General features: G+C 72.2%; 27 protein-coding genes. 19 read left to right on the top strand and 8 right to left on the bottom strand.

What is annotated here, in order from left to right:
- Window positions 1-543 precede the first annotated feature (543 nt).
- The 3 genes from IE109_RS31845 to IE109_RS31835 form a co-directional block, all read right to left on the bottom strand.
- Window positions 544-2,091, bottom strand: coding sequence for an AICE element replication initiation protein (locus IE109_RS31845; RefSeq protein WP_189554845.1), 1,548 nt, complete (start codon window positions 2,089-2,091; stop codon window positions 544-546).
- Window positions 2,092-2,309: 218 nt separating this feature from the next.
- Window positions 2,310-3,209: a bifunctional DNA primase/polymerase gene (locus IE109_RS31840; RefSeq protein ID WP_189554844.1), complete on the bottom strand. Its 900-nt coding sequence runs from the start codon at window positions 3,207-3,209 to the stop codon at window positions 2,310-2,312.
- A gap of 6 nt (window positions 3,210-3,215) precedes the next feature.
- A complete protein-coding gene (locus IE109_RS31835; protein WP_189554843.1) occupies window positions 3,216-3,935 on the bottom strand; it encodes a GntR family transcriptional regulator in 720 nt (239 codons plus the stop codon).
- A gap of 497 nt (window positions 3,936-4,432) precedes the next feature.
- Here IE109_RS31835 and IE109_RS31830 point away from each other — a divergent pair, with 497 nt between their 5' ends.
- The 13 genes from IE109_RS31830 to IE109_RS31775 all read left to right on the top strand — a co-directional run bounded on the left by IE109_RS31830 (window position 4,433) and on the right by IE109_RS31775 (window position 14,225).
- Window positions 4,433-4,759: an RNA polymerase sigma factor gene (locus IE109_RS31830; RefSeq protein ID WP_189554842.1), complete on the top strand. Its 327-nt coding sequence runs from the start codon at window positions 4,433-4,435 to the stop codon at window positions 4,757-4,759.
- Window positions 4,756-4,878 (top strand): hypothetical protein, encoded by a 123-nt coding sequence (locus IE109_RS33810; RefSeq protein ID WP_268251497.1) that lies wholly within the window; start codon window positions 4,756-4,758, stop codon window positions 4,876-4,878. Before IE109_RS31830 ends, IE109_RS33810 begins: the two co-directional genes overlap by 4 nt.
- A gap of 239 nt (window positions 4,879-5,117) precedes the next feature.
- Window positions 5,118-6,521, top strand: coding sequence for a DUF2637 domain-containing protein (locus IE109_RS31825; protein WP_189554841.1), 1,404 nt, complete (start codon window positions 5,118-5,120; stop codon window positions 6,519-6,521).
- 142 nt (window positions 6,522-6,663) lie between these two features.
- Window positions 6,664-7,137: a hypothetical protein gene (locus IE109_RS31820; protein ID WP_189554840.1), complete on the top strand. Its 474-nt coding sequence runs from the start codon at window positions 6,664-6,666 to the stop codon at window positions 7,135-7,137.
- Window positions 7,134-7,391 carry a hypothetical protein gene (locus IE109_RS31815; RefSeq protein WP_229891834.1) on the top strand — a complete coding sequence of 86 codons (258 nt, stop codon included), beginning with the start codon at window positions 7,134-7,136 and terminating at the stop codon, window positions 7,389-7,391. Before IE109_RS31820 ends, IE109_RS31815 begins: the two co-directional genes overlap by 4 nt.
- A gap of 127 nt (window positions 7,392-7,518) precedes the next feature.
- The gene (locus IE109_RS31810; RefSeq protein WP_189554838.1) at window positions 7,519-9,630 is read left to right on the top strand and encodes a hypothetical protein; all 2,112 of its coding nucleotides are present in this window, start codon (window positions 7,519-7,521) and stop codon (window positions 9,628-9,630) included.
- A gap of 3 nt (window positions 9,631-9,633) precedes the next feature.
- On the top strand, window positions 9,634-10,092 hold the full coding sequence (locus tag IE109_RS31805; protein ID WP_189554837.1) for a hypothetical protein: 459 nt from the start codon (window positions 9,634-9,636) through the stop codon (window positions 10,090-10,092).
- A 96-nt stretch (window positions 10,093-10,188) separates the two neighbouring features.
- Entirely contained in the window at window positions 10,189-11,115 is a 927-nt protein-coding gene (locus tag IE109_RS31800; RefSeq protein ID WP_189554836.1) for a hypothetical protein, read from the top strand.
- Window positions 11,112-12,560: an ATP-binding protein gene (locus IE109_RS31795; protein WP_189554835.1), complete on the top strand. Its 1,449-nt coding sequence runs from the start codon at window positions 11,112-11,114 to the stop codon at window positions 12,558-12,560. Before IE109_RS31800 ends, IE109_RS31795 begins: the two co-directional genes overlap by 4 nt.
- Before the next feature lie 85 nt (window positions 12,561-12,645).
- Window positions 12,646-13,143: a hypothetical protein gene (locus IE109_RS31790; protein ID WP_189554834.1), complete on the top strand. Its 498-nt coding sequence runs from the start codon at window positions 12,646-12,648 to the stop codon at window positions 13,141-13,143.
- A 21-nt stretch (window positions 13,144-13,164) separates the two neighbouring features.
- Window positions 13,165-13,623: a Pycsar system effector family protein gene (locus IE109_RS31785; protein WP_189554833.1), complete on the top strand. Its 459-nt coding sequence runs from the start codon at window positions 13,165-13,167 to the stop codon at window positions 13,621-13,623.
- Between the two features lie 24 nt (window positions 13,624-13,647).
- Window positions 13,648-13,872, top strand: a complete 225-nt coding sequence (locus IE109_RS31780; RefSeq protein ID WP_189554832.1) for a hypothetical protein — start codon at window positions 13,648-13,650, stop codon at window positions 13,870-13,872.
- Entirely contained in the window at window positions 13,869-14,225 is a 357-nt protein-coding gene (locus tag IE109_RS31775; protein WP_189554831.1) for a DUF7739 domain-containing protein, read from the top strand. Before IE109_RS31780 ends, IE109_RS31775 begins: the two co-directional genes overlap by 4 nt.
- 735 nt (window positions 14,226-14,960) lie before the next feature.
- On the opposite strand, the gene IE109_RS31770 is transcribed toward IE109_RS31775, so the two are convergent.
- A complete protein-coding gene (locus tag IE109_RS31770; protein WP_189554830.1) occupies window positions 14,961-15,530 on the bottom strand; it encodes a hypothetical protein in 570 nt (189 codons plus the stop codon).
- A gap of 221 nt (window positions 15,531-15,751) precedes the next feature.
- On the opposite strand from IE109_RS31770, the gene IE109_RS31765 reads away from it, so the two are divergent.
- Both IE109_RS31765 and IE109_RS31760 read left to right on the top strand, forming a co-directional pair.
- On the top strand, window positions 15,752-16,180 hold the full coding sequence (locus IE109_RS31765; RefSeq protein WP_189554829.1) for a MobC family plasmid mobilization relaxosome protein: 429 nt from the start codon (window positions 15,752-15,754) through the stop codon (window positions 16,178-16,180).
- Window positions 16,181-16,582: 402 nt separating this feature from the next.
- On the top strand, window positions 16,583-16,777 hold the full coding sequence (locus IE109_RS31760) for a hypothetical protein (protein WP_189554828.1): 195 nt from the start codon (window positions 16,583-16,585) through the stop codon (window positions 16,775-16,777).
- Between the two features lie 738 nt (window positions 16,778-17,515).
- Here the strand turns inward: IE109_RS31760 and IE109_RS31755 are convergent.
- Window positions 17,516-18,157, bottom strand: coding sequence for a helix-turn-helix domain-containing protein (locus IE109_RS31755; protein ID WP_189554827.1), 642 nt, complete (start codon window positions 18,155-18,157; stop codon window positions 17,516-17,518).
- A gap of 554 nt (window positions 18,158-18,711) precedes the next feature.
- A complete protein-coding gene (locus tag IE109_RS31750; protein WP_189554826.1) occupies window positions 18,712-18,939 on the bottom strand; it encodes a hypothetical protein in 228 nt (75 codons plus the stop codon).
- Window positions 18,940-19,245: 306 nt separating this feature from the next.
- Here IE109_RS31750 and IE109_RS31745 point away from each other — a divergent pair, with 306 nt between their 5' ends.
- From IE109_RS31745 to IE109_RS31730, 4 genes are all read left to right on the top strand, one after another.
- Window positions 19,246-19,992 (top strand): hypothetical protein, encoded by a 747-nt coding sequence (locus IE109_RS31745; protein WP_189554825.1) that lies wholly within the window; start codon window positions 19,246-19,248, stop codon window positions 19,990-19,992.
- On the top strand, window positions 19,985-20,932 hold the full coding sequence (locus IE109_RS31740) for a recombinase family protein (protein WP_229891832.1): 948 nt from the start codon (window positions 19,985-19,987) through the stop codon (window positions 20,930-20,932). Before IE109_RS31745 ends, IE109_RS31740 begins: the two co-directional genes overlap by 8 nt.
- A gap of 207 nt (window positions 20,933-21,139) precedes the next feature.
- A complete protein-coding gene (locus IE109_RS31735; protein WP_189554824.1) occupies window positions 21,140-21,583 on the top strand; it encodes a hypothetical protein in 444 nt (147 codons plus the stop codon).
- Complete coding sequence (locus tag IE109_RS31730; protein WP_189554823.1) at window positions 21,580-22,125, top strand: bifunctional DNA primase/polymerase; 546 nt, start codon at window positions 21,580-21,582, stop codon at window positions 22,123-22,125. Before IE109_RS31735 ends, IE109_RS31730 begins: the two co-directional genes overlap by 4 nt.
- A 39-nt stretch (window positions 22,126-22,164) precedes the next feature.
- Here the strand turns inward: IE109_RS31730 and IE109_RS31725 are convergent, their stop codons facing one another.
- Together IE109_RS31725 and IE109_RS31720 are read right to left on the bottom strand one after the other, a co-directional pair.
- Entirely contained in the window at window positions 22,165-22,608 is a 444-nt protein-coding gene (locus IE109_RS31725) for a hypothetical protein (RefSeq protein WP_189554822.1), read from the bottom strand.
- Window positions 22,605-23,384, bottom strand: a complete 780-nt coding sequence (locus tag IE109_RS31720) for a ParA family protein (protein ID WP_189554821.1) — start codon at window positions 23,382-23,384, stop codon at window positions 22,605-22,607. Before IE109_RS31720 ends, IE109_RS31725 begins: the two co-directional genes overlap by 4 nt.
- Between the last annotated feature and the right edge of the window lie 272 nt (window positions 23,385-23,656).

Here is a 23,656-nt window from a genome sequence, read left to right as displayed (position 1 = left end):
CGCGCGGTGGTGGCTTCTTCACCCCCACCACCGGCCCGCACGAAATCGAACAAGCGACGCCACAACTACAACAGACACCCCCCCTTTTTTCTCTTAAGTAGAAAATGCTGCGTCCCCCTTCGTCCCCCCACCTACCAAGATCCGGTGTGACCTGCGTAAATGAGGGGGGACGCAGAGAATCTTGGTGCGTCCCCCCTGCGTCCCCCTTCGTCCCCCCTGACGGCCCGCTGCGTCCCCCCTGGTGGCGGCTGCGTCCCCCCCCCGGGATCGGCTGCGTCCCCCCTCGCAGCAGGGCGAGAAACCGCAGGCCAGGGAGGTGCGGGCGGTGGTTTGCCCAGGTGAGCTGGCTGCGTCCCCCCTCACGGCAGCGTCCCCCCCCCGCGTCCCCCCGTTTCCGCAGGTCAGAAGCCTGGGGGGACGCTGTCCCAAGGGGGGACGCAGAATTTTGGGCTTAGGACACCTGGGGGTCCGGTCAGGGGGACGCAGACATGCGACGGCCCCCGTCCGAGAGTCGAACGGGGGCCGCAGGGATCGCGGGGGCCGTCAGCTTGCTGTGGCGGGGAACTCCGTCTGCTCAGCCTCCGACCGGGACTGTTCCGGGATGGAGGCGCCGCCCATGCGGCTGATCTCGATGTAGCGGGACCGGTTCGGGTCCTCGTGGCGCGAACGTCGCCCAGACTCGATCTTGACCCCACGGGCGGCCAGAGTCGGCTGGAGACGCTTGAGCCGGTCGGAGAGGACCTTGCCGGTGGTGGGCCACCCCTTGGGCGGGGTCTGGAAGTCACCGAAGGCGAAGCGGTTCAGCACGGCCAGCCACTCCGTGGAGGACATCTTCATCTCGCCCCCGGCCTGCTCCATCGCCTCCGAAGCCGCGTACCGCAGCACGAGCTGTGCGAGGTTGTCGCCCTCGATGACGTCGTCCGTGATGTCGTCGATGCTCGCCCGGTACGCGAGCATGGCGCCGAGGCTGTACGCCTTGTCGAGCTGGAGGCAGAGCTGCCCGAAGTCGGCCATGCGGAGGTCGGCGGGGACTTCGGCCTCCTGCTTCCGTACGGCCACGGCGACGTCCAGGAGGCTGCCCAGGATGGACGGCAGTGCCTCCGCGTACTCCGACCACAGATCCCGTTCGCTCCGACGGTTCTTCGGCCGGTCCAGCTTGAGCAGCAACAGCCGCTCCCCGAGGTCGGACCGGATGACGCCGACGTCGATCCCGGTGAGAAGGACAGGCCGTCGGACGGCAAGCCGGACCACGTCGCCGTCGGTGTGCAGCTGCCGCTTCAGGTCTTCGCTGCCGGTCACGACGCGGGCGTAGGCGTCGGACATCTCGGCACTGAGATGGGAGAGGTTGTCCAGGGGCATCACCCAGCCTGCAGAGGCGACGACCGTCAACTGCTCCTCACCGCGGGGAGGGGTTCGGAGGTCGGAGCTCATCCCCTCGATCACCCTGGTGAGCATCCGGCCTGCTGTCGACTTGCCCGCGCCCATCGGCCCCGTCAGGAATGCGGCCGGCACCGGCACGTCGGGGTCCAGGCAAGCCAGGAGCCAGACCAGCGCGAGGGTCGAGGAGCCAGCGTCCACGAAGTTGCAGAGGTTCCAGAGCTTGTCGATGCCCTTCATGTCCTGCCCGGCCTCCGGGATCGGCAGCTCCCCGGTGAGCTGAGTGCGCCGCCAGATGATCTCGTCAGGTACGGGCTTCCGAACCTCCCAGCCGTCTGTGGAGATCCGGACGGACAGGCCATCGTCGCGGCCGAGGTCGAGCCACGTGACCCCGGGGGTCTTCTTGCAGGCGCCGACGCGGATGTGGACCTCGCGCACGTCCCGGCTCAGGGTCAGGGCCTCGATGAAGTCCAGGGCCTCCTTCATGGAGGTGCCGCTGAAGATGCCCATGCCCTCGTTGTACATGTCGAGCATCAGCTCTTGGCGGTGGCTCCCGGTCGTGCCCTGGCTCCGCAGAGGCCGGGCGATGGGGCTGCCGATTCGCTGCGCGTACGCCGCGCCGCTGGAGGTGCGGAAGTAGTGGAAGTGATCTCTTGCGTACTCCGCGATGATCTCGCGGGCGGGAGTTTTGTCCTCGGGGGACGGCTGGTTCACCTGTGCTCCGTTCTCGGGAGCTGAGCCGGTTTCCTCTCCTCCGCCTGGTCACCGTGTCGTACAGTGGTGACTGCGCTAGGAAGCGGAGTGGAGACGGATCACGGCTCAGCTCGAAGACTTCCAGTCGGCCCGGAGCGAAGGTGTGCAACCACCTCTCTGCTACCGGGCCGCTCGCTTTTCTGATGTGGGTTGACCCTAGCTGCGACTGTTTAGGCAGCTCAGGCCATTTGCGTCGAGGGCACCGCGATGCCCGCTTCAGCGAAACCGCGGTCGACGGCTCGGGCGGCGTACGGCTCGGGCACGCCGACGCTCACCGCCGCCGCGACGATCTCCCCGCCGAGCGCCTCCAGACCGCAGGGACCAGGGCACCCCTGATGCAGGGAGCCGAGGAAGCGCGCGACGCCGAACGCCTGGCTCGCGGCTCCCTGCTCACGGTGGCCGGTGACCATGGCGACACCCTTGTCGAGGCCGGTCCGCACGTACCGCTCCGTGTGGCGGCATCCGGAGGCGACAGCCCGCGTCCACGCCGTCCGAGGCACGGGGGAAGAGGCCACGGCCCCCGCCGGCACCACATAGCGCGGGAGCGAGGTCACCGTCTCGGGCAGCCGGATCATCTGCCCCTCACCGCGTCCGAGCCAGCGCGCGTACGCCATGAGCGACTTGATGTCGACTCCGGGCCGCACGCCGTTCGAGGACTGCATCGTGCCGAGGTAGATCCAGTGCTCGCCCCGCGTCGTCTTCACGGTCCGGGTCGCGGGCAGGGCCTCGCGCGCCCAGGCGACCGCGTCGGAGTTGTCGAGGTCGACCACGGTCACCCCGGCACCGCCCGGGTGGTAGGCCACTGCCCCCGCCTTCTGCCAGGCCGCCGCCCAGGCCGCCGACGTGACGACGTCGACGGAGGCCGACGCGGCAGCCCAGCCGTGGCACGGCCGAGGGCACTCGCAGGTGCCGGCCACCTTCATGTTCGGCCTGCCACCGCACCGGGGCGATTTCCCGGCGCAGTCACGGCAGTTCCCGAACGGGCCCTTTCCCTCACGGAGCGGCAGCACGGGCACGCCGAGCGCCACCAGCTCTAGGGCCTGCCGGAGATGCTCACCTGCGGTGAAGTCACGCGTCATGGTTCCTCACTCCGGGAGGGGCATGCGGGTGCCGGGAGCGTAGACGTCCTCCCAGTGCCCCAGGGGCCCGTCCTCGTCGTGGAACGTCACCTTGGTGACGAGCACGGCGACGGACACGTGGGGAGGAGCGTCGATCTCCAGAGCGTCGAGCTCGTTCTGCGACGCCTGCCGAGCCTCTGCCGTCCGCTGACCCTTGACCACTTCACGGCCGGTGCGCTCGGTGTAGAGGTCGCCGAAGTAGTGCGTCATGCGTCCCTCTTCGGCCAGCTCAGGGACTTCCGCCAGGGTGCGGGGCGGGTAGATCGAGACGCCGACCGTGGTGGCGCGGTCGTCCTGGCGGAAGGTCCTGATTCGGATCACGACCTCGTCGCCCGGCTCAAGGTCGAGGGCCTGGCACACCTCGGGGTCATAGACGGACCGGCGCATCACGCGGTGTGCCGTCGACGACTCACCCGGGGCGTAGCGGCGTCCGTTCCGGCTCATCCGGTCGACCCGGTCCGCTCCGGTGACGACCAGGGGCGAGGACGCGACCACGGTCCCCTTGCCGGGCTGGCTCACGATCAAGCCCTCCGCCTTGAGGACGTCGTAAGCGCGAACCACGGTAGTCCGGTTGACCTGATGTTCCTCCACGGCGGCGGAGTACGAGGGCATCGGGTCACCCGGCTTGAGGTCTCCGTTTCGGATCACCTCCCTGTAGTGAGCTGCGATTTCCGCGTATCCGCTCATTTTTCCACTCCTTGGTCGATGGTGCTCCGACCTTACGGCGGACACGGCTGCGGGTCAACCGGTTGACTACTGGTGGACCACCGGTCTACCTTGCAGGAGCACCGACTGGAGGGGCAGCGCGTGGTGGCGGCCCTGAAGGAATCGGCTGTGCCTTGAGACCTCCATAGAGGACGCACCGCAACCTGCACTTGGGGAGAGCGGCCGTCAGCAAGACAAGAGCAGGCAACAGCGACAAGCCGTATGGCCCTGCCGCGCGGAATGCAGCAAGCACCTTGCCCAATGCCGTCCCTTCCGGGGCGGACAGCGGTCCGTACGCGCGGTGAGACAAGGGCAAAGATCGCGGGCCCCGTAGGAGTACGACGACCGGTTCGAGTCCGGTCCGGGGCACTGCGGCGGAAGCGCCGCGCCGTGGCTTCTTCATTCGACCGGCCCCCGCGGTGAGAGGCGGGGACCGGTCGGGCCATGGCCCAGATCGCACATCGGAGGTGCGACCCGTCATGAACCGTACCGAGGACCGGGCCCTCGCGGCCGACCTCACCGCCATCTACGCGAACCAGCACACGAGGGTGCTCGCGATCGTCGCCCGCACGCTGCGCCCGGAGGACCGGGCCGCGTACGCCGACGACCTCGCCCAGGACGTGTGGCTGATGGTCTGGCAGTACCTGCTGCGCGGCAACGAGATCAGGAACGCCTCCGGGCTCCTGGCGGTGTTCGCCCGCCGCCGGGTGTACGCGCACTACCGCTCCGCTCGGGTCCGCCGTGAGTGCGCGACCGAGGCGGAGGCGCTGGCGAGGGTCTGCGCCGAGCTGGCGGCCGTCGCATGAGCGCGGTCCGGCGGGCGGCCCGCTTCCTGGCCCGCATCGCTTCGGGCGACTGGCAGTGCAACCAGTGCGGCAACTGGTTCACCGGACCGCCGTCGCAGACGTGTCCGAGCTGCACCTGATCATTGGCCACCACGGCCCGGAGCAGCTTCGGCTACTCCGGGCCCGCAGTCCCCCACCCTTCGGATGGAGAAAGATGACGACGACGATCGAGCCGCCTGCCAAGGTGCCGGCGCCTCTCGAACCCCCGCCCCGTTCGGGCACCCGGGCGACGCCTTCGGCGACTCGCCCCGCACCTTCGCCTACTCCGGCCGACGCTTCGCCCACTTCCGAGGCGGGGCCGTCGACCGGCACCCCGGAGGTGTCCAGGAAGGTCAAGATCGGGCTCGGTCTCGCCGCCATCGTCGGCGGCACCGTGATGGGCGCGATCGGCTTCTACCTGTCCTTCGGCAACCTGTCCCAGGCCGGGCACACGGTCTTCGGGTTCTCCGTGGCGGACGCGCCGTACTTCGCGGTCGGCGTGGACGTCGCCATCGTGACGTGCCTGGTGCTGGACCTGTTCATGGCCTGCATCCGCACCTCGTGGCCGCTGCTGCGGTTCCTGGCGCACGGCATGACGGCGGCCAGCATCTACTTCAACGCCGCAGCTCACGGCGCGATCACGGAGAACTGGGACAAGGCCGCCAGCCACGGCCTGATGCCGGTCCTGTTCGTCATCGGCGTCGAGGCGGGCCGCCGCATCCTGGTCCACCAGGCCGCGCTCCCCGCCGACCACGACGTCATCCCCGGACACCGCTGGGTGCTGGCCACGGGCCAGACCTGGCGCATCTTCCGGGAGATGAAGCTGTGGGACGTCGGCTACTCCGTGGCCATGTCCCGCCAGCGCGAGCGGGCCATCTTCAACGCCTGGAACGAGTACAAGGCGGAGCTGGCCGCCGACAAGCTCGCCGAGGGCAGCGAGGAGGCCCTGGCCCGGCTGCCGAAGAAGCTCCGGCCGTTCGGCCTCACGGTCGATGAGGCGCTGGCCCTGCCGGACCGGATGGCCCGTGAGGAGCTGCGCCGCAAGCAGGAGTCGGAGAAGCGTGCCCGCCAGTTGGAGCTGGACCGGGAGCGCGCGGAGCACCAGGCGGAGAAGGAGCGTCTGGCGCACCGCAAGGAGATGGCGGCGCTGAAGGCGGACCTGACGGCCACTGAGGGCGTCGCCGGGGCCCAGGCCCGGGGCGCGGTCGCGGAGGCCGAAGCGCGGGCCGAGGCACAGGCGCGGGCGGCGTCCTCGCTGAGCGAGGCGATGGAGTCCCGCGAAGCGGCCGAAGCCAAGCAGCGAGCGGCCGAAGCCGAAGCCAAAGCCGCCGAAGCCGAGGCGCGAGCGGCCGAAGCCGACGCGGCGAAGATGACCGCGCTGGCGACGACGGAGACGGAGAAGGCGAAGGCGCTCGACGCGATTCACCGAGCGGCCGAAGCCGAAGCCAAAGCCGCCGAAGCCCAGCAGCGAGCGGCCGAAGCCCGCGAGGCGACGGCCCAGATTCTGCGCCGCGCGGTCGAAGCCGAGGACTTCGCGGAGCTGACCCAGCGACAGCGCCGGGTCCGCATCGTCGCTCGGATGCTCCTGGCGGCGGGCGACCGCGAAGTCACCAACCAGGAGATCGCCGACGCCATCGGCGTGAAGTCTCCGGGCACCGCGTCCGAGCACCGGACCGAGGCGGTCGCGCTCATCAAGGGCGGCTACCCCGAGTACGACCCGGACGTCCCGTCCCGCGAGGCGTGAGCAGCACGCCGGCACCACCGATGAAGGCCAGCCCGAAGGAACCGGGCTGGCCTTCGTCGCGACTGCCGGAAGCAGTCACAACACGACCAGGACGAAGGAACCGCCCTGGTCACGACCACAACGGTAGAGGAGACCATCCCCCATGAGCAGGACTTCGTCCGGACCGGAGTGGTCCGGGGACATGCTGACCAAGCCGGAGATGGTGGAGGCGTTCTCCACCCAGCTCCGCGGCGTCCTCAAGTCGCAGGCCCAGTTCGTCGCCGACGTGCGGCAGGAGGCCGAGGCGATGTGGAAGGCCAACCGGCCCGACGGCTACTCGTCGTTCGAGGCGTGGTGGCGGCACCGGTGGGTCGTCGGCCCGTTCCGCGAGATCCAGGAGCACCTGGAGGAGGCGGCCAAGCTGACGTTCGACCTGGAGGCCCGCTACCGCAAGGGCCGCCACGAGATCCCCGCCGCGCGCCAGGCCGCCGCGCTGGAGAAGAAGCAGGCGAAGCAGGCGCCGCAGGTCAGCGCCGGGTCGGCGGCCGTGCCGCCCAAGCCGGTCGAGCCGCCCACGGCTGGGGCCGGCGGCCCGCGCGACTTCCTGGAGCTGGTGAACCGGGAGCGGTCGGCGTGAGCGGAAACGGAATGAGCCCGGAGGTTCTGCGGAGGCTGCGGAACCTCGCGGAGTTCTGGAACCCGCGGATGCAGGCGGCCAAGGACGACGCCGACCTCGCCCGGATCTGCTTCGAGCGGGCCAAGGCCGCCGCCAAGCGGGCCCAGCGCAACGGCCAGCCGGGCGCGATGCACGAGCTGGCCAAGCAGCTCGCGCAGTGGGCCGCCGAGATGGAGCGGCAGGACGCGAACCGGCAGCGGCGTAACGCCGCGTAGTGCACATCTTCATCATCACCGCCCGCCCCCCGGGTCTCCGGGGGGCCCAAGGCGCGACGCGCGTACGCGCGACGCGCGAGGGTCGCCGATTACGTGACCCTCTGTCAACCCCGTGAAGGGAGTGTTCGTGACCACCGACGACCGGACCGGCGACCTGCTGCCGTTCCCCCACGTCGCCCTCCCGCCGTCCTTCGACGCGGCGGGAGGCGCCCCGCCGGAGCCCGCCGGCACCGCAGACGACGACACGGTGCCGATGATCCCGGTCGGCTCCTGGCCCGCGCTGCCGGACGTCTCCGACATGGCCCCGCCGCTGCACATGACCGTCGCGGGCGTCCCCGAACCGGAACCGGGCGACGAGGGCGAGGAGGGCGCGTTCGTGCCCCCGCCCCCGGCCGACCCGGACAACCCCCGGACCAGGGACGCGGCGGTGATGGGCATGGCGGTCATCGCGGCCGTCGGCGTCGCGTGCGCCCAGGGCATGTGGCAGCTCGCCCAGGGCGCCCGCGCCCGTGCCGAGCACCGCAAGGCGGTCGCCGACCAGGCCCGCACCGCCGCCGACAAGGCGGCGGACCAGGCGGCCGGGCGCCGGGTCCAGCCCAGCCCGGAGTACGGCCGGAGCCAGAAGGCCGGCGGGGGCGGGCGCGGCGGCGGCACCGGAGGAGGCTCCGGGAACGGCGGCGGCAAGTCCGGTGGAGGCGGGGGCGGTTCCAAGGCCCCCGCCTCTCTCCGTTCCAACGGGTCCTCCAACAGCCCCAAGAAGGGCCCTGACGCCGCTTCTGGCAGCCGTTCAGGCGGTGTTGGCCCCAAGGGGCAGGGCGGCGGCTCCAAGAGCCCCAGCGGCGCACAGAAGGGCTCGGGCAGCGGCTTGGGGTCCTTTGGCGGGTCCGGGGGCGGGAAGGGCGCGGCCGGACGCGACAGCAAGGGCCAGGGCGGCGGCTGGAAGCGCAGCCCCGACGGGCCGGTCGCCAAGGAGAACGCCAAGGCCCGCAACCAGCGGAGGGCGGCGAAGCAGAACGCCGACCTGGCCGACCGGACGAAGGACCGGGACGCCGCTCGGGAGAAGCAGCGGCGGGCCGACAAGGACGCCCGGAAGGCCGAGAAGGACAAGGCCAGGGAGAAGGCGAAGGACGCCGACCCGGCGAAGGACAAGGCCGCGAAGGACGGCAAGGACCCGAAGGCGAAGGACGGCAAGGGGCCTGACGAGAAGTCGAAGCCGGAGGACAAGCCCGAGGCCAAGACGGAGAAGGTCGACAAGGAGCCGAAGGCCGACGAGGCGAAGGAGCCGAAGGCCGAGGAGAAGCCGGACGGCGACGGCGAGAAGGTCGACCTCACGAAGGAGCCGAAGGAGAAGGCGGAGCCCGCCGAGCCGAAGCCGCTGTTCGACCCCGACGCGCCGGTGGTCGGCACGCACAAGCCGGACGACGGCAAGGGCGGCTGGAAGGACAAGGGCGGCACGGTCAACCCGCCGGAGGGCGAAGAGGCCACCGGCACCGGCCCGGCCGGGAAGGACGAGACGGCTGCGGGCACCGAGGCGCCGGCGGGCGAGACCAACCCGCCGGACTGGGACACCACCGCCGAGCCGCCCCCGACGTTCGGGATGCCGGGCATGGACGGGATGCGCCCGCCGCCCGCCTACACCGGCCCGGAGTTCGAGTTCTGGCTGGAGCGGGACGACCCGCCCCCGCCGGACCCGGAACCGGCCGGAGCCATCACCCGAGGGCACCCCGCCCTCCCGGCGGCCACCGCTTCGGCACCGGCCGCCAGCTCGACCCCGCCGGAGCCGCCCCCCGCCGCTCCGGTCGTACCACCGCAGAGAGGAGCCCGGTTCGTGAGCGCGCCAGTGAAGAGGCCCGACACGCAGTACAGGGACGCGGAACTGACCATCTACGACGTCATCGACGCGGACGCCGACGCTGCCGAGGAGATCACGGCCGGGGTGGACGAGGCCCTGGCCGCCGCCGACGGCTGCGAGCGCCTGGTGACCAAGTTGGAAGCCCTGCACGCCAAGGTCGTGGACCTCAAGGTCCCCGGCGTCCTGGAGGGCATGGTCCTTCGGCTGATCGAGAAGACCGAGGTGGTCAAGGCGAGGGCCGACGCCATCGCCGCCGCCCTGCCCCGCGCCTCGGAGGCCATCGCCACGGCCGGGAGCAACGCGGAGGCCATCCACCGCCGACCGGCGGACGTCACCCGGGACATGGGCCACACCCGCCCGGCCGACCGCGAATACAACATGGAGTAGCCGATGAGCGCACTGGAGAAGGCAGGAGCCGCGGCCGGCACCGTCGCGGCCGCGACCGGGAAGGCGGCGGCCGTCGCGGGCGCGGTGGTCGCCGAGGGCGTCCGCTACGGCGTCGTCATCGCCCAGCTCACCATCGCCGGGGCCCGGCTGCGGGGGCTGAGCGAGCAGGTCCGCTCGACGTACCGCTACGTCGAGGGCTGCTCGAAGTCGGTGGACCGCCTGGCCGACCAGATGGCCGGGCTCAAGGTCGACCGGGACACGGTCGCCGAGCACCACGAGGCCGCGAGCGTCATGCGGTCGGTGCTGGAGGAGGCCGAGGCGATGGCCGCCGCGACGGAGGACCTGAGCGCGCTGTTCGACCAGGCCGCCGCCGAGCACCAGGCCGACTACGGCCCGGTCGCCGAGGCGTTCCACGCCATGCCGGTCGAACCGGCCGAGAGCGAGTTCTACAGCAACCGCTGATCCCACCCACCCCCTGACGAAGCGGCGGCCCGCCGATGTGGCCGCCGCTTCGTCGTCCCCACCCCGGACAGGCCGGGGAGAGACGGAGCGCACCACATGCTTTCCCCTGAGCGACTTGAGCGGCTGCGCGGCCAGCTCGACACCGGCCGCCGCCGCCTGGACACCGCCCGCTCCCACACCGGCCGGGTCGCCACGGCCGCCGGCGCCGCGATGGCGACCGCTGGCCTCTTCACCCCGGAGGTCACCGGCGAGTCGCTGGTCGCCACCGTCGTCGCCACCGGCGCCGGGCTCGTATTCCTGCCCACCCGCAAGGCGACGAAGTTCAAGGAGACCAAGGTCGTCACCGAGCACCACGACGGCATGTCGGTCCACACCCGCACGGAGCCCACCCACCAGGCCCGCACGGCGTCCGTGCTGTACGCGGCACCGGGCGTCTCCCTGATGGCCGTGCTGGTCGCCGAGCGGATCGTGCCCGGCGTCCACTGGGGCGAGGCCCTGGCGGTCGCCCTGTGGTCCGCGGGCACCTGGTGGCTGCGCCCCGGCCGGGCGGCCCGCCACATGCTCGTGCCGCCGCTCCCGCCCATCGAGAAGACCGCCGACGTCGCCGTGGCGGAACAGCCCGCCTACGACCACCCGGCGGCCCAGTGGTGGGCCGAGCGCGCGGCCGTCGAGGGCGGCGCCGCTCCCGGCACGCTCCTCGAGGACGTCGAGCGGACCGGCGAGAGCGCGATGCGGGCGGTCATCCGCTCCGTCATCCCCGGCGAGCCGGTGCCCGACATCTCGGTGCGCCGCCTGTCCGCCCTCATGGACGTGCCCGAGGACCTGATCGCGGTCGGCCCCGTGCCCGGCCGCGGGGCCTCGGTCCGCCTGCTCACCGTCGGCACCGCCGACGAGGCCCTGGACGCCCGCACGGTGTGGGCCACGCGCATCGCGCCGCTGGCCATGCCCGGCGGCGTCATCACCGAAATCAACTTCGGCCGCATGACGGCGGCCGTCGACATGACCAAGGAGATCGACGCATGAGCATCGCCCCCGTTGTCCCCGGCATCCCCGACGGCCAGATCGTGGAGCTCCGGGTCGAGGTCCCGCCGGGCCAGGTCATCAAGTACGACCTGGCGGCCCTCGCGTCCGCCTTCGAGATCACCGACCCCGGCCGGATCGCCGTCGAGACCGACGGCTCCCGCACCGCGCTGGTCACGATCTACCCGTCCAACCCGCTCGCGGTCATGCCGCCCCCGAGCGAGGCGGACATGCTCATGGACTCCTACGGCCGGATCGTCGTCGGCCGCTACCACAACGGCCGCCCGGCCCGGCGCAAGCTGTTCGACCCCCGCACCGGGTCGGCGGTCCGCGCCCTGACGTTCGGCACGACCGGCGCGGGCAAGTCCCGCACGGTGCAGTACATCCTGGCGTGCGAGAAGAGGAACGGGATCGTCTCCTGGTACGGCGACCTCAAGGGCGGCCAGAGCGCCCCGGAGGCCCGGGGTCAGGTCGACTGGCTGGCCACGAGCCAGGAGGAAGTGATCCTGATGCTCCGGGCGGCGGTCGCCGTCGCCCAGCAGTCCCGCCAGCCGCGCTACGCGGCGATGGGCCGCAACGCGTTCGTCCTCGGTGACCCCGACCCGCTGCTGAGCGTGCGGATCGACGAGGCCAACCGCCTCCTGGAGAAGGGCGCCCCGTACCGCGAGGAGGCCACCTACCTCGTCAAGGAGCTGGGACGCACCGGCCGGTCCGTCGGCATCGGCGAGGAACTGGACGCCCAGGCCAGCCACCTGGAGGAGCTGGGCGGCTCGGACACCCTCCGCGCCATGCTCAAGGAGGGCGAGGTCACGTTGCTGCGCTGGTCGTCCAGCATGATGCGCCAGCTCGTCGCGGACGGGCTGCTGCCCGCCGGCACCCAGCTCATGCCGATCCCCAAGAGCCTCAAGCCCCGCGTCCTGCGCTCGCAGTTCGCGGAGGGCGCCGACGACGACGATGACGCCTGCGACACCCAGGGGACCGCCTACCTGCTGTCCGGGCCGAACCCGGCGAGCATGATGCGGCACTTCCGCATCGGCTCCATCCTCCCGATGCCGGGCCTGGACCCGGAGATCCTCGCCCTGTACGGGCCGGGCGACCCGGCCCGGCTGGAAGAGGCGTCGCTGGAGGCCGCGGGCGAGGCGTACGCCGCACGCGGCACCGAGGCGATGGCCGCGCTGTGCGAGGCCGTCCGCGAGGACCAGCAGAAGCAGGCCGCCAAGACCCAGGCCACCAAGGGCGGTCGCGGAGCCGCGCTCCTGGCGGACCGCATCCGCATCGTCCTGGCCGACAGCGACGACCCGCTGAGCCCCGACGAGATCACCCTGCTCGTCAACGCCGACGGCGGCCCGGAGGTCCGGGTCGGCTCCGTCCGCAACGCCCTCGGAGTCCTCGCCGACTCCGGCGACGTCGTCCGCGCCGCACGCGGCCTGTACGAGATCGCCCGCTGAACCACCCCAGCACCGCACCGGGGCCCTGGAGATGACGCCTCCGGGCCCCGGCCCCTTCCCCATCGCGACGAAGAAGGAGCACCCAGTGGAGCACATCGACCGCACCCCCGGAGTCCAGCTCAGCGAGTCGGAGGCCGCCGCCGAGGCCCGCCGCATCATCGCGAGCCTGGCCGAGCCGGAGCCCGCCCCGACCCCGACGTCCTACCGCAGCACCGAGCCCAACGCGCCGGGCACCGCTGCGCCGGTCGCCCAGGAGGGACGGCCGCCGATGTCCCAGCGCGCCACCGACCTCAGCGGCCTGATGCTCGCGGGCAGCGTCGCCTCCCTGTCCGTCGGCGGCGCCACCTCGCTCGTGCTCTACACGCTCGGGCAGGTCGACCCGGTCACCCTCGCGGTCGGCGCGGCCGGGCCCGTCGCCCTGGTCCTCGCCGTCGGCTCGCTCATCCGCTCCGCCGGCCGCGCCAAGGCCGACGCCCACACCGAGCACCACCACCACTACAACGGCACGGTCCGCCAGGAGACGACGAACGTCTCCAGCACGACCAAGGGCCTGTTCGCCAAGAACCGCAACGACGTTCGCTGACCTTCGGAAGGGACTCCGCTCGTGCCCAAGGAACTGGACATCGACGCCCGGCTGGACGCCGCCACCGGGACCGTGCTCGCCGAGATCAGCCGGACCGACGCCAAGTCGGGCGTGCTCCTCACGTCGTTCTCGCTGCCCCTGGCCGCGCTGGTGGCCGCCGTCCCCGGCAAGGCCCTGCCGGGGACGTCCGCCGTCCTCGTCGGCGTCGGCACCGTCGGCCTGGTCGCCGCCATGCTCGTCGTCCTCCTGGTCGTGCGGCCCCGCCTCGGGGGCGCGGCCCGCGGCTCGTTCCTCTACTGGTCGCTGTGCACCGCCGACGAGCTGCTCGCCGACCTCCAGGCGCCGGCCGACCGCGCGACCCACGTCGTCCACCTCTCCCGGATCGCCAAGCGCAAGTACCGGGGCCTGCGCCTCGCGGGCGACATCACCGCCGCCTCGCTCGTGGCCCTGGCCGCCGCGCTCCTGTCCGCCCTGATCTGACCACCGCCGAACCGGGAGACCGAGATGTCGTTACCGACCGAGCCCACCCAGTGGACCGTCACCCTCGCCCCCGCGACCCCGGCCTCCGGGCCGACGCTGCGGGCGCGGGCCCGCCGCTGGGGGCTCACCGCGCTCGCTCTGTTCGCCGCGTACCTCATCGGCACGGCCAGCGCCGACGGCAGCACCGCCAGCCCGCCGGCGCCCGCGTACACGACCCCGACGACCGTGACCGTGGAGCCGCCGCGATGACCCGAAAGCACGCCATCCACGAGGCCGAGGCGCACGTCGTGACGAGCCACGGCGCGGACTTCTTCGGCGAGGACCGGCACCCGCTGAAGTCGCTGACGAGCCTGGCCGGGTACGCCGAGGGCTGCCTGTCGCGCGACGAGCGCGGCCCGGTCGTGCTGCTGCTGACGAACCCCGGCGAGGGCGGCACCATGACGCCCTCCCAGGCCACCGAGATCGCCGCGCTGCTGCACAAGCTCGCGCGGCACCGCTTCGTGCGGGCGAAGGAGTCGGCCGTCGCCCGCGCCCTGGCCGACGCCGCCACACTGGCCGCCGACGCCGGCGAACCGTGGGAGTGGCGGATCGAGGCCGCGTAACCCGACGCGCACCACCCAAGAGGCCCCCGGCCCGTCTCCTCACGGAGGCAGGTCGGGGGCCTTTTGCGTTTCCGGGGGAGGGGCGGAAGAAGGAGGGCTTCGCCCACGCCTGTTACGGGCCTTCGGCCCGGCGGCGCCCACCCGCCACGTACCGCACGGCATCGTCGGCGGCCACCGGCCCGGCGGATACCGTCCCGGACGGAACCCGCCCGTGCCGAGCTGCAAGAGATGTCATGCAGCCACCCGCGAGCCCGGCCGCAGTCGCCGCGTACGTCTCCACGGCCGCCGGTACGTCACCGAGATGACGTACACCGACGACGAGCACCAGGAGCACGGCGACGTCCACCGGCCGCGCTACCCGCCGCCCCATAAGACGTGCCGCACGCGGAGTTGCAAGAGGTGTCATGCGGCCCCCGGCTCGGACGACGGGAAGCGCCACGCACCTCTGGCACTTTTGCACCGCGTCCCGTTCGACGGGATCGCCCACACCTATGCATCACGACGCCGACGGCCCACCCAACGCGTGCACACGTGCCCGTGCACACGTGCACGCGCGTACGGCTGTCCACCGCCGCGCTCGGAGAGCACGACCGTGGACAGCCGCCGAGCTCCGCTCGTGACCGCCGAGACGGTCACACCTCAGACATTGCGAACTGACCCAGGCGACAGGCCGAAACGGGCACACCTCTTGCATCTCGTGGCCGCCGGTTTTCGTCCGGGACGATATCCCGGGGGTCACCGACGCTTGCGGCGCTTCTTCTTGCTGCCCTGCGGGCGCGGCGGACGCGGCGCCGGCAGCTCCCCGGCGAGCAGCTTCTCCAAGTCGTTCTGGTGCTCGCGCGCCACGGCGGCCGTCGCCTCCAGGTCCCTGACGAGGAGGTCGAGGAAGCTCGTGAACCGTCCCTCGCGCACGGCGTTCTGCAGCTGCACGAGCGCGGCCTGCCACTCCCAGATGTCCTCCGGCAGCCGCACCTTCGCCGGGCCGCGCCGCACGGTCGTGCGCGTGACCGTCTCGGTCCGCTCCACGACTTCGCGTACCGGGTCGGTCGTCTGCCCGCCCTGGTCGACCGGCCGGGCCGCCCGTCGCGCGGCCGTGCGCACCTCCGAGGCCCGCTTGCGGTGCGAGTCCCGGCAGTATTTCGGCGGCCGACCGACGCCCGCGTACACGATCCGCTCGCCGCACCAGGCGCACGTCGTCGTCTTCAACCGCTCGCTCACGGACACCGTCTCGCGCACCGCGAGGACGTCGCCGTCGTGCTCCTGGTCGTCGTTGTCGGGGCCGGGCTGCTGCTCAGGAATCGTCACGGACGAAACCGTAGGCGAGCAAAGTGCCAGAGGTGTATCGCGTTCTCGCGGCCACGGACCGGGGGCGCCCGGGTCACCGGCCGGGGGACGCAGCGGGGGGCGCTCAGGCGACCGCAGACAGGCGCAGCAAGTTAGTGCCTACGGTTACCGTAGGCCCGATGACCGGTGGACGATCATCGGCGGTCCGGGGACGGACCGGGGGAACTGCGGAGGGGGTCGGCGTGCGTAAGCCGAGGGTGTTTCCGGAGCAGCGGCGGCGCACCCGCCGCAACGACGAGCCCCGCCCGCACCGCATGAACCTCCGCCTCGGTGACGACGAGAAGGCCGCCATCGAGGCCGCCGCGACGCTCGCTCGGAAGACCCCGACGAGCTACGCGGCCGACGTCGCCGTGGCGGTCGCGGTGGGCAGGCTGACGCCGATCCCGACCAACTACCGCGAGGAGCTGCGCGAGCTGGTCGACGCCCGTACCGCGCTCACCCGGATCGGCACGAACCTCAACCAGATCGCCCGCGTGCTGAACTCCGGCGGCGACGTCACCCAGGAGCAACTGGACGCGGTGCTGGAGCGCGTGAGCGAGGCGGTGCGGCGGGTCGATGAGGCGACCGTCGTGAACATGCGGCGGCGCCGTCCGGGCACGCCCGCGTACTGAGGCCGGTGGCCGCTGGTGGCCTTCGCCGGCCCCCAGACCCCCGCTGCGGTCGGCATCCCCCGGCGCGGTCAGGCATCGTCGGGGTCAAGGCCGTTCGCGCCGGAGGACACCGCCCTTTGGCGACCGTAGCCGGGGCCCGTGCGAATGCTGCGCTGACCGGTCCGCCGCGCCAGACAACGCCCCCGGTAAGTAGTCAGCGTGCCGACCGACCGGCGGCACCCCCCTTGTCTCCCAGGTCGGAGTACGTCTCCAAGGCCCGCGCCGACGAACCCCGATGCGACCCAGGACGCGACTCAGGATGTGACCCGGGGCGCGACCCAGGATGGAACTCAGGGCGCGACCCAGGATGCGACCTCGCGACCGGTCGCGGCACCCATCACGCGCGCGTGGGAAGCTCCCCCGGTGAGCACCACGCGACGACGACTCGGCACCGGCCCGAGCACCACCAGGAGCACCGAGCCGACGGACTTCTCCCCGCGGCTGTTGCCTGTCGAGCGGGTCGAGCCCGCCGCACTCCTGGACGACGGCGAGCACCAGGACGTCGCCGAGCGGAAAGGCCGGCGGACCCTTGGGCGGGGCGTCGAGCGGACGCTGTAGGCGAGCAAGTTGGGCGGGAAGGGGAGCTTCCCGCGAGCCCGGCCGGGGCCGAGCAAGTTATCGGCGAAGACCGTCTTCGGGTTTCCGGCCGAGGGCTGCCGGAGTTTCCGCGCGGGTGTAAACCGACCCGTACACCAGCGTGTGACTGGGGGTCCTCCCGATCCCCGTCCCGACCTGCACGGGCGCTCCTCCATCTCCGAGACCACCCCCTCGCGTCGTCCCTAGGAGGGGGTGGTCTCGGAGTCTCCGGAGGTACAGGTCGGGACGGGGATCGGGAGGACTGGGGAGTTGGTGCAGGGGGTTCGGAGGGAGTTCTGCCGGAAGGTGTGAGGGAGTTCGGGCGGGGCGGTGAGCAGAGTTGCAAGAGGTGTCGGGCGGGGAGTTCGGCGCGGGGGAAATCGTCACGGACGAAAGCCGGGGTCATTCGAATGCATGAGCTGTGGGCGTTCTGGCCGTGACGCAGTCAGGGCGGGTTGCCCCCAGGTTGCTCTACAAGTTGCCTCCCAACTTGCCCTACAAGTTGCTTCCGGGGTTGCCCTACAACTTGCCTCCAGGTTCGGGCTTGCCCCTCGTTCACCTGCGGTGTCGAGGGGGTGCAGCGCGCCGACTACTTCCCTACGAGGGGTCTGAGGAAGTCGAACCCGTGCCGACGTCCGACGCGGCTGCACCCGCTCCGGGTTGAACCGGGTCACGCGAAGGTTGAACCCGCGGACCCGTTCCCGATGTGGCCGCTGCGCATCACGGGCGCGGCCGGGGCGGCGTGCCGTCCTCCTCCTCGTACTTCGCGAGGGTCTTCTGCAGGCGCTGCGCGAGGTCCTGGAGGTGAGGCGTGAGCGCCCGCTCCATCCGGTTCTCCCCGCGCTCCTCTCGAATCCGCGCGTCTTCCTCGTCGAGCAGCTCGTCGAGCGACTTGGGCTCGGGGTCCAGTCGCACGAGCAGCCACGCCGACGCCCGCCAGTCACCCGGCCGCCGGCGGACGCGTCGCTCGCTCCGGGTCTCCCCGGTGATGGGGTCAGTCCACGTCCGGAACGTCTCGGAGACAACGGCCCCGCGGGCGGCCTCCTCGATCTGGCCGGTGGCTCGGGCAGCCGCCGCCGCGCGGGCCCGGGTCACGCGGGCGTACAGGGCCGCGCACGGGTCGGGAGAGTCGACGTCCAGGTGCCCGCCATGCTTCTCCTCGATGGCGTCCTCGCCGAGGCGCATCCAGCGCAGAAAGGTGGAGCGGCCGACCCCGGCGGCGTCGGCGGCCTGCTTCATCGGAAGGCCCACGGCGGTCGCGCGGGTGAGCAGGTCCATCACGGCAGGGGTCAGGAGCGAGGGGCGGCCCTTCTGGCGGCGAGGCTTGCGGCGGGCGGGCTGAGTCGTGTTCGTGTGAGTCATGGGCGCGGACCGTAGAGACCCGCGCGGCTACCGTCGCGGGCTTCGCGGGACTTCTGGGACCGCCCCAACGCGCGCGAGATACCAGGCTCACGCGCTTGCGTCTCGGGCTCGCCGACGTCGTGGGAGGAAGAAGCCACCCGCCCGCGCGGCGACCTCGCACGCCATCACGCGGTCCATCACGTGCTGGTGGAGGAAACCTGTTCGGGTCTGGCCCGTTCTCCCAGTTCAGTCGCCGGGCGGGTCCATCACGCGAACGCCGGTTCTGCCGGAAGTAGAGGTGAGGGTGAAGGGTCGGATCGGAGCCGCGGGCGCCCTCCGGGCGGGTGGAGCTGGTGGCCGGCGGCGGGCGGGTACCCGGGGTACCCGGTGTGATCATCGGTCCCCCGTGGGAGACGGCTGTCCCGGGTGACGCCACGGGGCCATGACGCCATGACGTCACCTGCGGAGTCGGGCAGATCGGGCATCCGCCACACGGGTTACCGACGATCAGGCCCCCGACCTGCGGAAACCGCTGTGTGCCCCTGTGGGCACCGTTGATACTCCGGGACGTCCAATCACACGCGGGCGTCGGAGAACGCGCCGGAGGCTGCATCCTGCGGGGCCGGTTTTGGATCTTCGGCCGCTGCACTCGCCGGGCGGGCGCCGAGGACGCCACGGGCCCGCAACTCGTCCAGGTCGGGCAGCCGGACCCCGGGCAGGGCGGCGAGGAGGTCAGCCTCCGCTGCACGGATGCCCTGGGCGGGAACTTCGGGGCCAGCTCCGAGAGCGCGGCGAGTCGTCACGGCGGTCATCGTACGAGCGCCCGCCTCCGATTCCACGGCGGCGACCCCTTGACCGCCCCCTTGACCGACAGGCGGTCAAGGGGGGCCCGCCCGGGTGATCCATTGCGGGCGGGGGGCGGAAACGGTCGTCTTCGCCCCCGGTAGCCGATCCAATCCGCCGAATCGCCCAAACGGGTGAAAACCGGCCCTAGAAGGGTCTGCGATCCATTGGAATCCGTTCCGTACTTGCGCCCCCCCATTTCGCCCCCTAGGGTGGTCATCGACCCGCCGGAGCCGTCCACGGCCCGGCCGAACCGAGGGGGAACCATGTCCTTCCCGCGCTTCAAGCTCGTACCGGGCCCGATCGACGTCGACGTGTTCGGCTGGGAGCTGACCGGAGACCGCGCGACCGGCGAGCACATCGTGGAGTGCCACGAGACCTTCCACCCGCACGACGACAACGCCGACATCGAGGCGGCCCTCACATGGGCGGACGGCATCATCGGCACCAAGCAGGTCTGGACCCACGTCCGCGAGCACGGGTTCGACCGGTGGGAGGCCGGTGCCCGCGACGAGGAGCCCGCCGCCGCCGACCGCGAGCCGACCCCGGCCGACGTCCGCGCGCTGATCGCCGACGCCACCGCCCTCCAGGAGCGCATCCGCGACATCGAGCGGCGGCTGCGCGGCAGCGAGGAGACCCGGCACACCGCCTTCCGCCTGGACGACGCCGCCGGACGGCTCACCGACGTGAGCCAGGCCCTGGAGGAGACCGCCGGCGAACTCGCCCGGGTCCGCGCCGTGCGCGACGGCTCGGTGTGCGCGGTGCCGTGGGGCGTCTGCCCCGAGCACGGCAACACCCTGGTCTCCAGCGGCGGCCGGGCCCGGTGCAAGACGTGCGGCCGGACGTGGAACTACGACCGGCTGGGAGTCCCGTGCGGCGAGCCGCTGACCCACAAGGTCACCGACGCGGCCGGAGGCTCCTTCCTCGCCTGCAAGGCCCACGCGATGGACGCCTCCGAGCGCCTGGTCGGCGGCACCGTGACCCCGCTCGACAAGGACGGCCGCCGTGACTGACCGGCTCTACCTGCGGCACTCGACCGACAAGCAGACCAACGCCCGCCAGCGCCTCGCGCTCAAGTCCCTCATCGACGCCGGCGCCCCGATGTACGAGGACCCGGCGACGTCCAGCCGCATCCTGTCCATCCACCGCAAGGGCTTCAAGCAGCTCCTGGACGAGGCCGCCGTCGGCGACACCATCCGGATCGCCGACGCCGCCCGCCTCTTCCGGTCCGTGGCCGACGTCCTGGCCCTGCGCCCGGTCCTCGCCCGGCGGGGCCTGCACCTGCGGGTGCAGAGCGGCCTGCTCTCCGGGATCGACCTCGCGGCCGAGGACTCCGGGACCACGATGGTGGTCAACGTGCTCGCCTCGGTGCTCCAGTTCCAGCGCGAGCTGATCTCGGAGAACACCGTCGAAGGCGTCGCCGCGGCGGCGGCGGCCGGGAAGACCCTCGGGCGGCCGTCCGCGCTCAGCGAGGACCAGGCGGCCGACGTCGTCACCGCGTACCGCGAGGGCGTCGCCGTGAAGGCCCTCGCCCGGCAGTACGGCACGTCACCGAAGACGATCCGCCGCGTCCTGGACGACGCGGGGGCCCGCGAGGTGCCCGACGACCTGGCGCTCCTGCTCGATGGTGACGCCACGACGTCACGGGACCATGACGTCACCGACGAGGACCAGGAGCAGGCCGCCGACCCCGATCCGGTCGTGGTGGTCGACGTGCCCGGCCTGGTCGCCGAGCACCTGGCCGACGTCGCCGACGACGCGGTGCGCGAGGCCCTGCAGAACGGCCAGCAGATCCGCCGGGGGCAGGGCTACCTCGTGCGGGCCACCGCGCCGGTCAGCGTCCACGTGGCGATGATCGAGCACTCCGCGACCGCGCTGATGCAGTCGCCCGCCGGCCGCAAGGCCCACCGCATCCACTCCGACCGTGTGACGGCCGCGCGGATCACGCCCTGAGTGTCGGTGCCGTTCGCTACAGTCGGGCCTGCGGTCACTGAGACCGTGGGCCCGGCTCGCGGCCCGGTTCGTCTGGCCCAGACCGGACGAGCAACACCGAAGGTGCTCCGCGCCGAGCCGCCCACCACCTCGCATCACCCTTGCTGGCCTCGCTCTTGGCGGCCGGTGAGTCTGGGATCACCGCAGCCGCGGAAACGAGAGCTTGAGATGCCGAAGAACCACGCGCGCAAGAAGGCCCTGGCCGCCCTCAAGGACGAGCTGGGCATCAAGCACGCCTGCGCCATCGCGCTCCTGGACCACCCCGACGCCGACGAGCGGGAGACCCTGGAGCGGTACCTCGCGGAGTACATCGACATCAACACGTACCGCGAGGCGGTCGACTACCTCCGCCAGGAGCAGGCCGACCCGCGCAATCAGGTCCTGTGCGACCGGTGCGGCTGGCTGATGGGGATGGTCTGCCCCGAGTGCGAGAAGGGCTGCGGGTGTGAGTACCAGTGCACCGGCTGGCGGCACGAGGAGATGCGGGCCGCGACCGGCGACTACGACGAGGACGACGACCCGTACGGCTGCCCGGAGTGCGGGGCCGGCGGCGGCGGCGACCCGTACGGCGAGTGCGTCTGCTACGAGGACGACGAGGAAGAGGCCGCGTGAGCGCGGTGCCCGGCGCGCGGACCGTCGTCCGGCGCGGCCTGGCCGTCTTCCCGCTGCCCGCCGGGGGTCGGGTGCCCGCCCGAGGCTGGCAGCGGCTGGCGACCCGCGACGAGGCGGCGCTGCCCGAGCTGCTCGCCGACGGCCGCAACGTCGGCGTCTCCTGCCGGGCCTCCGGCGTCGTCGCCCTGGACCTGGACGTCCACGGCGCCGACGGCCAGGCCGTGCTCGCCGAGCTGGCCGCCCGCCTCGGTGAGCCGTGGCCCGAGACGCTGACCGTGGCGACGCCGAGCGGCGGCCGGCACCTGTACTTCGCGGCGCCGGACGGCTGCACCACCGGCAGCGTCTCCGGTGGCCGGACCGCGCTCGGGCCCGGGATCGACGTGCGCGGGCCGGGCCTGCGCAGCGGCGGCTACCTCGTCGGGCCCGGCTCCATCGTCGGCGGCGGCCGGTACGCCGTCGAGCGGGACGTGCCGGTGGCCACGCTCCCCGGATGGATCGCCGTCCGTCTCCCCTGCCGCCCTCGTGGCGTCATGACGTCGTGAGGCCATGACGCCACCAAGGCCCTGATTCGGCAGCTCAGCTCAGCGGAGCCGCCGGATCAGGGCCTTTCGCGTGGGCTCGTGCTCGCGGGCCAGGCGCAGCAGCTCGCGCACCGTCTCCGCCTTGTCGAGGCGGCGGCGCCCGGCTTCCCGGCGAAGGTCCCGGAGGAAGTCGTCCACCTCGTCGGACTCCTCCGGCTCGAAGCGCACAGTGAGCGCGACCGCGTCGGCCGCGCGGGGTGCGGGTCGGCGGCCACCTGTCCGCCGGCGGGCCCGCGGCTGCGGCTCCGGGTCGACGTGCCCGTCCTCCTGGACGTCGTCGTGCTCCTGGTCCTGGCGCTCGTCGGTGACGTCATGGTCCCGTGACGTCGTGGCGTCACGGTCCGGGCCCTGGTCCTGGTCGGACGCCTCCCGTAGCTTCCTCAGTCGCTCCCAGTCGCCGCTGAGGCCACTCATGTCCGGCGGGGAGACTCGGGCGGCGGTCACGCGGCCAGCACCACCTTTGCCAGGTCCCGGAACCACTCGGACGCCTCGCTCTTGGGCGCGTACTCGAGGACCGGCTTCTTCTCCCGCCACGCCTTCCTGATGTCCGTCCGCTTCCTGATCTCCGCGATGACCGGGGGCTCACCGAGGCCGCGGAACGCATCGAGCATGGAGGTGACGATCTCGCCGTCGCGCATGTCGAAGCGGGACGGGACCAGGCCCACGATGTCGACCTGCTCGCGCATCGTGTCGCACAGGATGGCGAGCTGGCGCAGCAGCAGGCGAAGGGCCCGGATGCTGGAGTCCTCCGCTTCCACGGGCACGATCAGCCCGGCCCGCTTACCCGGCCGCCGGCGCGCGGCCATCAGGGCGCACTCGGTGCCGATGCCGAGCGAGGGCGGGGCGTCGATGAGGCACGCGTCGTAGTCGTCCTCGAACGCCTCCAGGAGCCGGGCGAGGCGCATCTCCCGGGCCTGCGAGGCGTACAACCCCTTGTCGAGCAGGAACATGTCCATGTTGGTGGGCAGCACGTGCATCATCCCTCGGTACGGCGCGACCAGCTCGTGCGGGTCGCCCTTCCACTCGCCGAGGACCAGGCCCTTCATCGTGCGGCCGTCCGGCGACTCGGGGATGCCCAGCGCCTCCGTCAGGTGCCCCTGGGGGTCCCAGTCGACCAGCAGCGTGCGCCGGCCGAACTCAGCGAGCGCGGCCCCCAGGTTGATCGTCGTCGCCGTTTTGCCGACGCCGCCCTTCTGGTTCGTCATCGCGTAGATGTCCATGGGCCGGGAGCGTACGGCCCGCCGTGACGCCACGGGGCCATGACGCCATGACGTCACACGGCTGCCGCACCGGCCGGGCCCGAAGGGGGCGGGCCGTCGATCAGAACCTGACCGCCGGTCCGGGGATGAAGAAGCCACGCCGCGCGGATGACGCCGGACTGCCCGGCACCACGGCGGCGCCCCGCGCGGTGGTGGCTTCTTCACCCCCACCACCGGCCCGCACGAAATCGAACAAGCGACGCCACAACTACAACAGACACCCCCCCTTTTTT

It is taken from the genome of Streptomyces lavendofoliae, assembly GCF_014649735.1.
Lineage (GTDB): Bacteria > Actinomycetota > Actinomycetes > Streptomycetales > Streptomycetaceae > Streptomyces > Streptomyces lavendofoliae.
The sequence above is the reverse complement of the archived record's forward strand: the minus strand, read 5'-3'. Positions and strand labels throughout refer to the sequence as shown.